Source organism: Enterobacter sp. BIDMC92 (assembly GCF_001030225.1).
Lineage (GTDB): Bacteria > Pseudomonadota > Gammaproteobacteria > Enterobacterales > Enterobacteriaceae > Enterobacter > Enterobacter sichuanensis.
This window is the reverse complement of record NZ_KQ087598.1, coordinates 2,532,779-2,545,754: the sequence shown is the minus strand read 5'-3', so window position 1 is coordinate 2,545,754 and position 12,976 is coordinate 2,532,779. Positions and strand designations below refer to the sequence as shown.

Annotated in this window: 12 protein-coding genes and 1 pseudogene; 7 read left to right on the top strand and 6 right to left on the bottom strand. The window is 50.3% G+C overall.

Going from position 1 to position 12,976, the window contains the following annotated elements:
• Positions 1-125 precede the first annotated feature (125 nt).
• The 5 genes and pseudogenes from SP99_RS11910 to SP99_RS11895 all read right to left on the bottom strand — a co-directional run bounded on the left by SP99_RS11910 (position 126) and on the right by SP99_RS11895 (position 6,264).
• Complete coding sequence (locus tag SP99_RS11910; protein ID WP_231584228.1) at positions 126-2,348, bottom strand: hypothetical protein; 2,223 nt, start codon at positions 2,346-2,348, stop codon at positions 126-128.
• A 218-nt stretch (positions 2,349-2,566) separates the two neighbouring features.
• Positions 2,567-3,238, bottom strand: a complete 672-nt coding sequence (locus SP99_RS11905) for an SOS response-associated peptidase (RefSeq protein ID WP_047958724.1) — start codon at positions 3,236-3,238, stop codon at positions 2,567-2,569.
• Positions 3,239-3,643: 405 nt separating this feature from the next.
• A pseudogene (locus tag SP99_RS25335) lies at positions 3,644-3,727 on the bottom strand (hypothetical protein); the annotation flags it as partial.
• A gap of 156 nt (positions 3,728-3,883) precedes the next feature.
• Positions 3,884-4,507 carry an isochorismate family cysteine hydrolase YcaC gene (gene ycaC, locus SP99_RS11900; protein ID WP_047958723.1) on the bottom strand — a complete coding sequence of 208 codons (624 nt, stop codon included), beginning with the start codon at positions 4,505-4,507 and terminating at the stop codon, positions 3,884-3,886.
• Between the two features lie 155 nt (positions 4,508-4,662).
• A complete protein-coding gene (locus tag SP99_RS11895; RefSeq protein WP_047958722.1) occupies positions 4,663-6,264 on the bottom strand; it encodes an aldehyde dehydrogenase family protein in 1,602 nt (533 codons plus the stop codon).
• 281 nt (positions 6,265-6,545) lie between these two features.
• Here SP99_RS11895 and SP99_RS11890 point away from each other — a divergent pair, with 281 nt between their 5' ends.
• The 7 genes from SP99_RS11890 to SP99_RS25025 all read left to right on the top strand — a co-directional run bounded on the left by SP99_RS11890 (position 6,546) and on the right by SP99_RS25025 (position 11,427).
• Complete coding sequence (locus SP99_RS11890) at positions 6,546-7,553, top strand: AraC family transcriptional regulator (protein WP_082137901.1); 1,008 nt, start codon at positions 6,546-6,548, stop codon at positions 7,551-7,553.
• Between the two features lie 148 nt (positions 7,554-7,701).
• Positions 7,702-9,225 (top strand): EAL domain-containing protein, encoded by a 1,524-nt coding sequence (locus tag SP99_RS11885; RefSeq protein WP_047958720.1) that lies wholly within the window; start codon positions 7,702-7,704, stop codon positions 9,223-9,225.
• A gap of 474 nt (positions 9,226-9,699) precedes the next feature.
• Complete coding sequence (locus SP99_RS11880; RefSeq protein WP_047958719.1) at positions 9,700-10,068, top strand: DUF1294 domain-containing protein; 369 nt, start codon at positions 9,700-9,702, stop codon at positions 10,066-10,068.
• Between the two features lie 99 nt (positions 10,069-10,167).
• Complete coding sequence (locus SP99_RS11875) at positions 10,168-10,617, top strand: hypothetical protein (protein WP_025759102.1); 450 nt, start codon at positions 10,168-10,170, stop codon at positions 10,615-10,617.
• 40 nt (positions 10,618-10,657) lie between these two features.
• Positions 10,658-10,855, top strand: coding sequence for a hypothetical protein (locus SP99_RS11870; RefSeq protein WP_025759104.1), 198 nt, complete (start codon positions 10,658-10,660; stop codon positions 10,853-10,855).
• A 3-nt stretch (positions 10,856-10,858) separates the two neighbouring features.
• On the top strand, positions 10,859-11,281 hold the full coding sequence (locus tag SP99_RS11865; RefSeq protein ID WP_045285061.1) for a GFA family protein: 423 nt from the start codon (positions 10,859-10,861) through the stop codon (positions 11,279-11,281).
• Between the two features lie 68 nt (positions 11,282-11,349).
• Positions 11,350-11,427 (top strand): hypothetical protein, encoded by a 78-nt coding sequence (locus tag SP99_RS25025; protein WP_223239581.1) that lies wholly within the window; start codon positions 11,350-11,352, stop codon positions 11,425-11,427.
• A gap of 336 nt (positions 11,428-11,763) precedes the next feature.
• On the opposite strand, the gene ompC is transcribed toward SP99_RS25025, so the two are convergent.
• Positions 11,764-12,873 carry a porin OmpC gene (gene ompC / locus SP99_RS11860; RefSeq protein WP_025759106.1) on the bottom strand — a complete coding sequence of 370 codons (1,110 nt, stop codon included), beginning with the start codon at positions 12,871-12,873 and terminating at the stop codon, positions 11,764-11,766.
• Between the last annotated feature and the right edge of the window lie 103 nt (positions 12,874-12,976).

Genomic DNA, 12,976 nt, shown 5'->3' with positions numbered 1-12,976 from the left:
CAGGAGCGGACGCTAATGAGAACATTCTGTGGAAATCAACGGGGTGTAGGTCAATTAGGCTGGACTGACCCCGCCCCGGTAGACGATCCTTGCCTATAGTTGGAGCATGAATTTCTCCCCAAGTATTAATCAAATTGGCGGCGAACCTCGATTTCAACAATGTGGCGAGGTGTTCGCCCAAGCTTAGCATCGCCGTTAGCGACAGCGATGATATCCTCATGCTCGTCGCCAGCCCACAGGCCAACAAGCTCGTGCAGAAAAAACTCCGCGTAGGAGCAGCTGGCGTCCCGCACCCGCATCGCCGAAACCGAGGTTTTGCTCGTGTCCAACTGGGTCAAATTCCTAACGAGCCGAGCTGGGGCAACCCAGAGAACCGGGCGAGGAGAGGGCGGAGTCGCGAAAAGATAGTAGGCGTGTTCTGACTGCGTGAGTATGTCCTCGCACTGCTTCAGGTCGATGCCTACCCTTGAACTGAACTCCCGCCCCGAATCAGTGCCTCTGCGCTTTTTCACCTGCATAAGGGTCGCACGCTGAATCACTGTTTCCCCCTTTTCCACGATACGGCTCAGGAACAGCACGTCTGCCCCCAGCGGAGCACCGGCTGGTGTGTTTGCCCCTTCCTCCCGCTTGCTGGGTTGACGCACATTTACTGTCAGGCTCGGATACCTCGCCCGCGTCATAACCGAGAGTTGGCGCAACTGGCTGCTCACGTTGCCAATCGCCTCCTTCGTCATAGTCAGGAGGCGCGCCGTATGGGCCTCCTCGTCCTCTCCCCAAGTCTTCGAATATTCGCGACAAAATTCTTCCTCAATCTGGCTAAGTGCCCTAAAGATGACTTGCTCCACGGAAGGATCGCTCAGCCAAGTTTTGGCTCCTACGCTAGGCAACGCAGTGTCTCCCTCGACCCGGCCTACCGGCCCCTCTAAGTCCAGTGCACCCTGCTTGGACCGCAGTAGTCCCTTGCACCTCAGTTGCAGTTGCCTTACATCAGTGCCGACAAGCCGATTCGCAAACGCCAGATGTTGATCGTCATCCATCAATCGCAAAAGCACTGGCTCGACTTCGGCAAATGCCGTCTGCTCGAGCCAAAGGCAAGCAAAACTGAGGAGCCCCTGAGCTAATTCAGGTTCCTCATTCGCTTGATCGAACAGATCCTGTCGCCAGGCCTCGCGGGCGGCCGGGCCTAGTTGTGTCCACAGCGTTTTTCGACCACTCGTCAGGGATGGCAATTCTCTGAGACTGGCTACGACGTTTTGCTGGCTAGACCGCACAGGGTCTTCAAACTCGTGCCAAGCCGCCGCAAGCGCGAGGTCCGAGGGTATGGTGTCCACGCACAATGTAGCAAGCCTCGAGAAGGCTTTGGCAACGCACCCCTTTAAATTGTCTTTCTTCTCTTTATGCGAATAGATGTGCCAGCGCAGGAACAGATTACGTACATCCTCAGGCAATATCATGCTGCTATGTTGGATTAGCTCAGGAAAGACTGACAGATCTGCTCGTTCCAAAACCTGTTCGCAAGCCCACCGGGACGTTTGCACTGTCTGCGAATTCGCAAAAAGAGAGAAGACGAGCTCAGGCATGCTGTAGCTTGGATAGCCCGACGGCTTGTCGATATGTTCTTCCAGGTATGCGCATACACGCTGCCAATGCTGCTGGACCAGTTGATCGAAAGCCCAATTATTCGCCCCCGGATGAGGGTCGACTAGTTGAAGGACATTGATGCAATCTTCCTCGGACGTATTGACCACCAACGCCTTCATGATCTGCTGATCTTCCAAATATTTATACCGAGTATATGAACGGTCAGCGAGCAACCAGTCCACCCAAATCGCACGTGGTTCGATTTCCGCCAAAATGATTTTACGTAAGCCCGGGGGATTATCATTAAGTATGCCATCCCAGAAAGTATCCTGAGCACGCCGGTAAGAATTTGGGTCCAAGATAGAAGACGACTTCTCGATCCCCGTGGCTCCGTGTCCGAGAATTTTTAAGGTCAGCGCTATCTGCCCCTTCTGTGCCGCATCCTCGAATTCGCTCATAAAGTGCTCGCGCTCTGTTTGCGAACTCCATAGCCTATTCATACCCGTAACACTGGGGTTATCAGTTGATAGATGAGAGTAGTTCAGATGAAGCATGTCTTTGTGGATGGTAAAATACCGTGCGAGGAATTCGACAAGCGGCTGAGCCCAGCCTTCCAACGAAATACTGGCAACTGCCGATTGATTCTCGAATTCAATATTTACGAACAAGATGCTCTCCCTTTCCCCGTAGCTGGCACCGACGACCTTCGCCATGGTGGTCTGCATATTCTCAATAAGTCTACCGTAGCCAAAACGCAGGCGGTTCAAAGAACCGCCCTTATACAACAACAGACATTATAGAATTCCGTTGATCTTTTTATTACTTCTAAATAAAAAATTTGCTAATTACCGATCCACTTTAGCCAGTCCATGGTTGACCTATTCCCAGTTAATTGACACACGGCATTGTCAGCAAGATTCATGGTGACTCAATTACGGACTTCTGCTCTTCGCTCATTTCGGACGTGCCAGATCTCTTTTACCTTTTATCGTGCTGCCTCGATTAACTCCGGACCCTGATTCTTCACATTGCCCACGGCGCGCGTCACGGCGTGCCAGATAAACTTGTCGGCCGGTACGGCACCGTCTGCTGCTATCTCTTCAGCTTCTTTCCCAACTATATCCTGTCGCATCCATTCGCGTGCCGCTTCTGCAGACAGAACCAAGGGGCGGCGGTCGTGAATGTCGACCAGTCCTTTATCAGCTGCAGACGTCACAATCAGAAATCCTTCCGCTTCGTCTCCGCGCTCAAATGGTGTGCTGCCGATAGCTGCCATAAATATCGGCTGACCGTCTGCACGGTGAATGAAATATGGCTGCTTCTTGTCGCCTTCCTTTTTCCACTCGAACCATCCATCGGCGAAGCATATCGCCCGGCCATGCTGCCAGAGGGGCTTAAACATTCGACTGGTGGCCGCAGTCTCGACACGTGCGTTAATCAGTGGCGGTTTATCCCACCACCCGGGCGCGTAACCCCAGAAAACCGGATCAAGATGCAGCTGCTCGTCGCGTTCGCTCAACAGCAGGACTTTGGTTCCCGGAGCCACATTGTAACGTCCGATTGGTTCAGGATCGTATGCAATGTCTCGATCACCTTCATCGGCTAGGTAAGCCAGATATTCTTCACGGGTTTGGGCTTGTGCAAAACGTCCACACATAGAAACCTCCAGTCAGTCAGACTGAAAGTATAGGGTAAGGAGAAAAAGTAGCGCGCGCTGGTTAAGTCTTACAAACGGATTCGTGGCGATTATGCTGATCGGCTTGGTAAGCGTAAAGGGGTGTGTTGCGAAACTGGAAGGAGCTACGCAAAAGAAGGTTATTTGGGGGCAAATTTAGGGGCAAAAATGCAGAATAGGGGCAAAAAAAGGGCACTGAAAATGTAGGTTTGGGTAGCTTTAGGGAGAAGTTATTATGTTATAACTAATTGAATAAGTAGAGAAAATAAATGATATCAATGAGTTGACAAAATCAGCGTAGCTTATTCAGGTTGTATTGCTCTTTTTTGTTAATTTCTTGATTCTGTTGCATTGAGTACTACCTTCGGAGCCAGCAGGGGCAATATTTGTCTGCCGCGTATGGTACGGATTCCAGCGACGAATACCAGCACGTTTTACAGCTGCGTTAAATCTGGTGCCGATAACTGATAAAGGTCGCTAACAATCACAGCCCGAAGATTACCGGCATTGGTGATGTTCGCCGGGGTGTTAATCCAACCTTTCATATTCCCACAGCTGAAATGGAACGAGAAAATTGAATAAAATCGCAGTCCTTCCTGTCTAACAGGAGGACTGCGAAGGATCAATTTACTTAGCGTTCAGTAAATTAAAGCTCGTCATAAGGTTGCGATAATCGGGGATATGATTAGAGAACAGGTTACCCAGACCTTCAATATCATTGCGCCAGTCACGGTGCAATTCACATGCAACGCCAAACCATGACATTAACTGCACGCCAGCGTTAGACATTCGATCCCATGCCGCATCCCGAGTTATTGGATTGAAAGTACCCGACGCATCGGTAACAACAAACACATCGAATCCTTCTTCAATGGCAGAAAGGGCAGGGAAGGCAACGCATACTTCTGTGACTACACCCGCGATGATTAATTGTTTCTTGCCCGTTGCTTTAACAGCTTTAACGAAATCTTCGTTATCCCATGCGTTAATATTGCCAGGTCTGGCAATATAGGGAGCATCAGGGAATTGTTCTTTAAGTTCAGGGACTAATGGGCCATTAGGACCGTTTTCAAAACTGGTCGTCAGAATAGTTGGAAGACCAAAATACTTTGCCAGATCACCCAGTGCAAGAACGTTATTTTTGAACTTGTCCGGGTCAATGTCGCGTACTAAGGACAGGAGTCCGGTTTGATGGTCTACCATCAGAACGGCAGCGTCGTTTTTATCTAGACGAACATATGGCTTACTCATAATGTCACCTTTTCCCTTTAGTTACAGTGTGTTGGTGGAAGTGTGTTACCGCGAAGGGTGAATTTATTATAGTTTGTTAAATCCACTTAGAAAGTAATGTTATTAGGACGCATTGTTCAGTTACTGGAACAATGCGCTCTGTTATAGTTTCCGGCTCAGAAATCTTTTTTGCGGAAGCTATCGCGGATGGCATCCCCCATCAGGCAGGTCAGGTTCATCCAGGTTGGCTCGACTGCGAAAGACGCCATGTTCGCGGCCATGTTGTCGAAAGCGCGCTTGTTCGTGTACAGCATGTGCCCTGGTGACATAAACCTGGCTTCCATGATCGCTTTCTCGACGTTTTCGTAATTGAGCAAATTGCCGAAGTTGCCGCGACCAGAAACGAACTTTTTGCCGGCCTCATTTCCGCCCCAGGTAAGATAAGGGTTAAGAAAAATGAAAGATGGCATGGCATTGATGGCGACCGCACCATATTCCAGGTCAGACACAGCCTGTTCGAGTACTTTCTGATGGGCTTTTCTGGTGTCCTCATCGATCAGGATCGCACTGGCGAGCGTGCCCAGTAGCTGGGTGTTGGCGAACTTGACGGCACCAGGGAGGAAGCCCGTGGCATTGGCTGGCAGGTCAAGTGGCACCTCAGCGAGTACCAGGCTGAACGCTTCATGTGAAGTGGCGTAGCCGCCGGGCTCAACTCCGGTGATCAATATGACATCGGAATGCGGATACTTGCCGCCTTCTGGGCGCAGTACTTCCGCCTCGGGATAGGCCTGTCGAAAACTCGCCACCACCTTGTCAGCTCCTGGGTAGTACATACCCATCGCCGGGGTCGTCTCCGCGAGTGCGACCCGCAGTGCATCAAGGAATTCTTTGCGCTGAGGCCAGTACTTACTTGTCACCAGGGTCTGAGGACGACCACAGTTCGCACCACCATTGAACTTTGCCATGGTGGCGATCTGCACTGCCTGGTGCTCAATTTCCTTCTTTGTCCAGGGCCGGTCGCCCGGCACGATGATGCACGGGTTGTTGCCGCCACATTCGGAGATCAGAGGTGTCTCAGTGGCTGACATGATGGCTTCGGCCGTTCCGGTTCCACCGGTAAAGTAGATCCTGGAGAGGCGGGGGTCGACGGTCAGGTCTTGTCCCTGATCGGCATCGCAGAAGCTCAGAACGTGCTGATCAATCAGTGGCTGCATGATCTTCGCCCAGATCCTGTCGGTTTCTTCGTTCAGGTGATGCGGCTTGTGCACGACCGCACAGTTCTCGAAGAAGATCGCTTTCAACACCTCGAGCGCCGAACTGTAGTTGCCGGCCCCCAGCACGGCAATAATACCGGCAGGCTTTTCCATCGGATTGATTTGTTTCGGTTCGCCTTTCACACGGATGCGACTCTTCTGATCCGCGTACATCAACTTGTCCTTCCGCTCCTGCGGAAAGACATAAATGTCGTAGAGATCCTCGCTAACTTTTTCCACGCTCAGCGGCTGAGGCATCTTGCCGTCGAGAATGGATTCGTAAAGGAGAATGGCGGCCGAGACTGTACTCGCCATAGGAACGACGGTCGCAACCTTAGACATGGGGTGTGAAAAAAGAGGCGCACCGAGGATGCCATTCTTCATCTTGCTGTCAGCGAGGGCAAGGTCATCACCGTACTTCTTCATGTTTGCACGGATTTCCTCCAGAAGACGCAAACGTTCTGCGGGAGATGTTTCGGTCCATTTTTGGGGGGCCAGTTGGTCGATAGCGTTGGTAGCATTCATTGGAATTTCTCCATTGTTCAGATTGGACAGTTCAGGACAGATGGAGCGTGTCCGACCTGGTGCGATGTTTACAGCTCACTATAGGACGCAAGCCGCGACAACGCTCTGGCAATCCGCGCCACGTTTAATGCGAGAGATGCCAGTACAGGGGCCAGAGCCCCGGAATGCTGCAGGATGGCGCAATGCGCTGTCATTGTGGCGCAGTTTGAAGGAGTATTAACGCATGACTGCTCTATACTCTGAGCGTCGGTTGAATGAGCAATAATGACGGAGTTCTGAGGGTGCAAAACAAAACGTTTCCAATGGATATCGGCTGGCTGGCCATACTGAAGGACCTGGGGGTTCAGCCTGGTCATGTATTGCGTCGGGCCGGTCTTCCGGACGACTTACTCTCCCGTGCGAGACAAGGACTGTCTACCGAAGACTATTTTCGTTTCTGGCGCGCTTTGGAAGCTGAGGCAAGTGATGTCATGTTTCCCTTACGCATCGTCGAGACCCTCTCGGCTGATTCTTTCAACCCACCACTGTTCGCTGCCCTGTGCAGCGCTAATCTGGTACAGGCCATGCAGCGCCTCGCCAAATACAAGCAACTTGTGGCTCCCATGAGCCTGGAAGTAAACACGGGCGACGCAGGCGAGCTGGTAGTAACGCCTCGCTGGTTGTTGATGCAAACCGATGTGCCCTATTCGCTGCAAGTGGCCGAGATTGCGTTTTTCGTGCGACTGGCCAGACTCGCTACCCGTGAGCCCATTAAGGCGCATCGCGTCATCCTTCCGCCGCTTCCGTCCGCTCATTATCCCCGACGTTACGAGAATTTCTTCGGTGTGCCCGTGCAAAACGGGGAGTGTCCAGGTATCGCTTTCGCCGCTGTGGATGCTTTGCGTCCATTTCTGACGGTCAACGAAAGCATGTTTCGCGCGTTCGAACCTGATCTTCGCCGTCGGCTCAGTGAACTCGATGCGACGGCGTCTACAGCGGATCGCGTGCGTGCTGTCTTACTGGAACTGTTGCCTGGTAATGCGGCTACCATCGAGAAAGCTGCAGAGCGACTGGGCTTGAGCAAGCGTACGCTTCAACGTCGCCTCGAGGAGGAGGGGGAAAACTTTCGAACCCTGGTCAATAGGGTGCGTGAGAGCCTCGCCCGCCACTACCTGGCAAATACCACGATGTCCGGCGCAGAGATCGCGTTCCTCCTCGGCTTCGAAGATCCCAACTCCTTTTATCGCGCATTTCAGCTCTGGACCGGGCAAACACCTGACAGTGCCCGCAATGCCATGCGCTTGAATTGAAGAAAAACATGGCGGTAGCCTTGTTGTTTGAAAGTGTGCACAGATGCAACCTGATTTGAGAGAAAATTACCGATCCCTTATATGGTATTTCTTTGTTTATCAACCATGCTTAAGACGATAACAATTCCACTCTGGTCGAGAACCTTAAATGCGCCATGCATCTATTCCCTTAGCTGCAGCCACGACAATTTTTATCCTGGGCGTTTTTATTATCAATTTACAGGTCTGGTATTCTGCACGAGCTGACAGCCTTGCCGGAGCCAATTATGTCGTCAGGAATGTGACTGTCATTCTTAAAGAGGCGCATCATGCCAGCCAGATGGCGATGCAGCTTGCTGAGCATGAGTGTGATGTGGAAGGGCAGTATCGGCTAGGTACTGAGGCAGCGTTACAGCCCCATCTCAGAACGATTATGATTTTGAAAAAGGATGCGGTCTGGTGCTCCTCGCTGCCAGGAAACCGTGTTCTGCTGGTCAACAGCTCCGCGCTACCCGAAACAACGTTGCTACTGGTTCCTTCAGGCAGTACCGTCAACGGCCTGCCTGTTCTCGTCTATCAAACACACCATGCCGGAAGCCGTGTGATGGTGAGCATCAGCGACAGCCATATTCGGGATGCCCTGGACATGCCATTAAATGGTGTGAAATATTCATTACGCGTCGGCAATCGTCTTTTAGGTTTGTCAGGGGATGTGGCGACAGCAGCGCCGTCAAATAACGAGATTTTAGCGGTAAAAGCATCTGATTATCCTTTCTCAATTGAATTTAACTCTCCGCCATTTTTTAGCCTGACGAGATTATTCAATCGGGCGGGCGGGGTGCTGTTATTCCTGCTGCTTATTTCCGCTTTTTCTGCGTATCTTCTTCAGCGATATCGTTCTAAGGACGTTTCTCCGGCAGAGTCGCTGCGCACCGCCATAGACAGAGATGAAATCATTCCCTATTACCAGCCTGTGGTGAGCGGTAAAGAGGGATCGTTGCGCGGGGTAGAAGTACTGGCCAGATGGAAGCATCCACAGTCAGGGTTTATCTCTCCCGCTTCATTTATTCCTCTTGCGGAGAAATCTGGCTTAATCATTCCCTTAACCCAGAGCTTAATGCGCCAGGTTGCCGCGCATATGAATTCAATCTCAACGTTGCTGCCCGAAGGGTTTCATGTCGGTATTAACTTCAGTGCGCCTCACATCGTCTCCTCCACTTTTTTTGACGAGTGTCTGCATTACAAACGCAGCTTTGTTCGACAGGATCTTAACCTTGTCGTTGAGGTGACCGAGCGTGAACCGCTTCATGTTGATGAACATCTCGTGAAGACCCTGAATGCGCTGCATGAGATAGGGTTTGCCATTGCCCTGGATGATTTTGGAACGGGATATTCAGGTTTGTCCTACCTGCAGGATCTGCACATTGATTACATCAAAATCGACCAAAGCTTTGTGGCGAGGGTGAATGCCAGTGAGGACTCAACCGTGATACTGGATTCGGTACTGGAGCTGGCAAAAAAACTGTCAATCAGTATTGTGGCGGAAGGGGTTGAAACACAAGAGCAACTTGATTATCTCAGCCGAAATCACATTAAGTTTTTACAGGGTTTTTACTTCTACAAACCCACGCCGTTTAAGGAACTGGTAAAAGTCCTGTTGTCGAAGCCGAAAGTGAAGGTAATGGTGGAATAAGGTTTGTCACATCGTAAAAATGGGGGGACATCACCCCCCTAAAGGTATGCAGACATTATTCTTTTAACTACGGTGATATTTTGTTATTCCTTGACCATCTGGTCAAATTAATTGTGTGCAACAGTAATTTTAAACGCTGGGCATTACGCGACACGCCTGAAAATTCACTGCCTGTTTTTTAAATTGATCTTCATCAATATTCCTGTTCTCTCTGTTTAAACAATCGGTGCATTCGTTTTTATCTTGTTAAAGGGATGCGCGGGCAATGTCTTTTTAGGGTGAGACGTTTCAGGATAATTTTTTAAGAAAAAAATGTTCACTTCCCAATTATAATGAAAGGAGGCTTCACTGATTAATGCTGTTTAAATGTTAATCAGGCAACATCAGGCGTTCAGTCTGTTTTACAGAATTAAACTTCCTCATTTTTGGGTATACTGTGTCGTCGAAAACATTTAACAGCCTCTGGTTTGAACAATGACGCTCAATCGCTTTTGCTATCTACTCCTGATTTTCGCTGCTATCGGCAGTCTGCTGACCCCGAATTCGTTGGTTATCTGGTTTCTGCTGATCAATGTGCTGACGATGGCCATATATGGCGCGGATAAAATGGCGGCGCGCAAAGGGATGCGCAGGGTCCCGGAAACCACGTTGCTGGTATTCGGCGTGACGGGCGGCTGGCCTGGCGCCATTGTGGGCCAACAACTCTTTCGCCATAAAACCCAAAAGCAGCCCTTTAAAACCTGTTTTTTTATCAGCGTCGTTATCAGCATCGCGGTGATGGCGGCAGCGTATCATTTTTTTCCCTTTTTCTTCTCAATGAGCGCATCGCTCCTGGCTAATTAACTCTCCGTCACTGCCAATAGTGGTAGGGTTATTTTTGAGGGGTTGCTGTTTTTTGCACAATCTGAATAATACGTGCAACAACACGGACGACAACATCCCATGAAAATAGCCTCTATTACACTGGCAGTACTGGTGGCCTTTTCTGCACCTTGCTGGTCTGCTTTTCAGGAGCGGGAATATAATACTTGGTATCTGAAGAATGCGGTGCTTTATGACATGACGCAAACCTCAGAGGGTTTCCCCGTCATGGTCAGCATATCCCAACCCGAGCGGCGTTCTGCCAATTTGCTGGTGTCCTATATAACTGAAGGGCAATGCAGCGAGAATAAACCACTGCTCAACGTTAACGGTAAAGTGCTGCCGGCAAAATATTTTTGTGTTCAGGTCGGGCGAAACAAAATTGAGCATTTTTCTGTGATCGATGCACAGAGCGTCAATGAGATGGTGACGCATCTGAAATCTGATTTCACTATCCTCCTGCAAAACGATATCAAAATTTGGGCCGCCAATATTAAAACGCCCAAATACGGGCTGACGCCGCGTTTTTAAAAATCCTGCTAAGCTTGTGGATTGTACCAGGAGCATGCGCATGATGAATAACGATGAACAAACAGGGCTAGTGGGGCTGGCGATTGGGGCCGCGGTTATTGGGCTGGTTTCAGCACAAACACCGATCCATCGCGATAGCATTGTTGATGAACTCGTCAGGCTCGGCAGGCAAAAAGGCGACGGTGTTGAAGATGAGGTTTTCCTTAAAGCTGCCGAACTGGTAAGAAAAGGGGTATAGCCAATGGCTGAAAAACGTCATGCAAAGTGCCATTGCGGTGCGGTGGCATTCACCGTTGAGCTCTCTGATGGCCTGAACACCGCGCGGCGCTGCAGCTGTTCCTTCTGTCGAATGCGGGGCGCGGTCGTTGTCTCCGCGCCGCTGTCGGGGATTACGGTGACGAAAGGTCAGGATAAGCTCACCGAGTATCGCTTTAATACGGGAACGGCGCGGCACTTCTTCTGCTCGGTGTGCGGGATTTACACGTTTCATCAGCGGCGGTCGAATCCCAATGAATACGGCGTGAATGTCGCCTGTTTAGAAAACGTTTCTCCCTTTGATTTCCCGGAGGTCACGGTGATGGACGGTGTTAACCATCCCATGGATGGGGAAAGCGGGGTGTTTGGCTATCTCTCTTTTCGTGAGAAAGGGACGGGTCAGGCGTAATTGCCGCCTGGCCACTCTTTAAAGAGCCTGGCTATAGTGGAGAGTGGTTAACTGAAACAGGAGACATTATGCTCTGTGTTGAAAAAGACGATCCGCGTGAGGCCCCGGAATCAGGGGATAAAAAGCCACAACCCGTGAAAAAATAACGCAACAGATGCGTTTATCCGCCACCGGCACTGCTGGTGGCTTTTTATTTGCCAGGTAATAAGGCTAGCTGCCATCCAGGTGATTTAACAGCGCGCCAAGATGCCCGACAATATCAGCAAAATCAAAAATTAATGCCATCCATAGCAGCGCTAAAAGGGCAAGGACGGTAAGGGATACTCGATTAAACAACGCTATTATCCTTAGTGGGTAAAGGCTTTCAGCTTAGTTTAATCACTTTTATCTCAACCTACAGTCAACCACGGCATTCAGGAATGCCTTTTTTGTGACACACGTACAAAACTGGCGAGCCCGCACCGTGATGCGGGCTCAGGCAATCAGAACTGGTAGACCAGACCTAACGCGACGACATCATCCGTGCCGATGCCGTTGTTTTTGTAGAAGCTGTCATCTTCATCCAGCAGGTTGATTTTGTAATCAACGTAGGTGGACATGTTTTTGTTGAAGTAGTAAGTCGCGCCGATGTCAGCGTATTTAACCAGATCCTGGTCACCCTGGCCGTTGCCGAGGTCTTTACCTTTAGACTGCAGGTAGGAAAGGGTCGGACGCAGGCCGAAATCGAACTGGTACTGCGCGGTCACTTCGAAGTTCTGGGTTTTATTCGCCACGGCGTCGGTGTTATCACCATACGGCGTCATATTGCGGGTTTCAGAGTACATTGCCGCCAGATAGATGTTATTGGCATCATATTTCAGACCCGCTGTCCATGCATCCGCTTTGTCGCCACCGGCGGTCGTGTTCATCACCTGCTCGTTGGTACGGTCAGAAGAGGTGTAGGCTGCGCCCGCGGTGATGCCCATGCCAAAGTCATAGGTGGTGGAGATACCGAAACCGTCGCCGTTCTCGTGACGCGTGTCACGACCGTTGTTGGTCCCTTCCTGATTGTTGCTGGCGTCTTCATTTTTGCCCTGATACTGCAGCGCAAAGTTCAGGCCCTGTACCAGGCCATAGAAGTCGGTATTACGGTAAGTTGCAACACCGTTGGCACGGCCAGTCATAAAGTTGTCGGCTTTGGTGTAGGAATCGCCACCAAACTCCGGCAGCATATCGGTCCAGCCTTCCACGTCGTACAGAACACCATAGTTACGACCGTAATCGAAGGAGCCATAATCACCCACTTTTACGCCGGCAAAGGCCAGACGCGTCCAGGACTGATTATCTGAACCTTCTGTGTTGTTGGCCTGAATGTTGTATTCCCACTGTGCATAACCGGTCATCATGTCGTTGATCTGGGTTTCACCTTTGAAGCCCAGACGCATGTAGGTTTGATCCCCGTCAGCGCCTTTATCGTCGGAGAAGTAGTGCAGACCATCTACTTTTCCGTACAGATCTAATTTATTGCCGTCTTTATTATAAATCTCTGCTGCATGCGTTGCGCCAGCCATTAACAGAGCCGGAATCATCAGGGCCAGTACTTTTCTTTGCATTATGATATTCCTTTGCGGTTGTTTTTATTTAATAACCTGTTGAACTTCCCGAATCAGAAAGTTGTCTCATGCTAAATCACTCCTGAGTAAGAGTAATAAATTA

What these genes read in the sequence shown, in the direction of transcription:
- SP99_RS11895 (WP_047958722.1), bottom strand. Translation starts at nt 6,264, where the DNA reads ATGAATGCTACCAACGCTATCGACCAACTGGCCCCCCAAAAATGGACC.
- SP99_RS11905 (WP_047958724.1), bottom strand. Translation starts at nt 3,238, where the DNA reads ATGTGTGGACGTTTTGCACAAGCCCAAACCCGTGAAGAATATCTGGCT.
- SP99_RS25025 (WP_223239581.1), top strand. Translation starts at nt 11,350, where the DNA reads ATGCTCTGTGTTGAAAAAGACGATCCGCGTGAGGCCCCGGAATCAGGG.
- ycaC (WP_047958723.1), bottom strand. Translation starts at nt 4,507, where the DNA reads ATGAGTAAGCCATATGTTCGTCTAGATAAAAACGACGCTGCCGTTCTG.
- ompC (WP_025759106.1), bottom strand. Translation starts at nt 12,873, where the DNA reads ATGCAAAGAAAAGTACTGGCCCTGATGATTCCGGCTCTGTTAATGGCT.
- SP99_RS11870 (WP_025759104.1), top strand. Translation starts at nt 10,658, where the DNA reads ATGATGAATAACGATGAACAAACAGGGCTAGTGGGGCTGGCGATTGGG.
- SP99_RS11875 (WP_025759102.1), top strand. Translation starts at nt 10,168, where the DNA reads ATGAAAATAGCCTCTATTACACTGGCAGTACTGGTGGCCTTTTCTGCA.
- SP99_RS11880 (WP_047958719.1), top strand. Translation starts at nt 9,700, where the DNA reads ATGACGCTCAATCGCTTTTGCTATCTACTCCTGATTTTCGCTGCTATC.
- SP99_RS11885 (WP_047958720.1), top strand. Translation starts at nt 7,702, where the DNA reads ATGCGCCATGCATCTATTCCCTTAGCTGCAGCCACGACAATTTTTATC.
- SP99_RS11865 (WP_045285061.1), top strand. Translation starts at nt 10,859, where the DNA reads ATGGCTGAAAAACGTCATGCAAAGTGCCATTGCGGTGCGGTGGCATTC.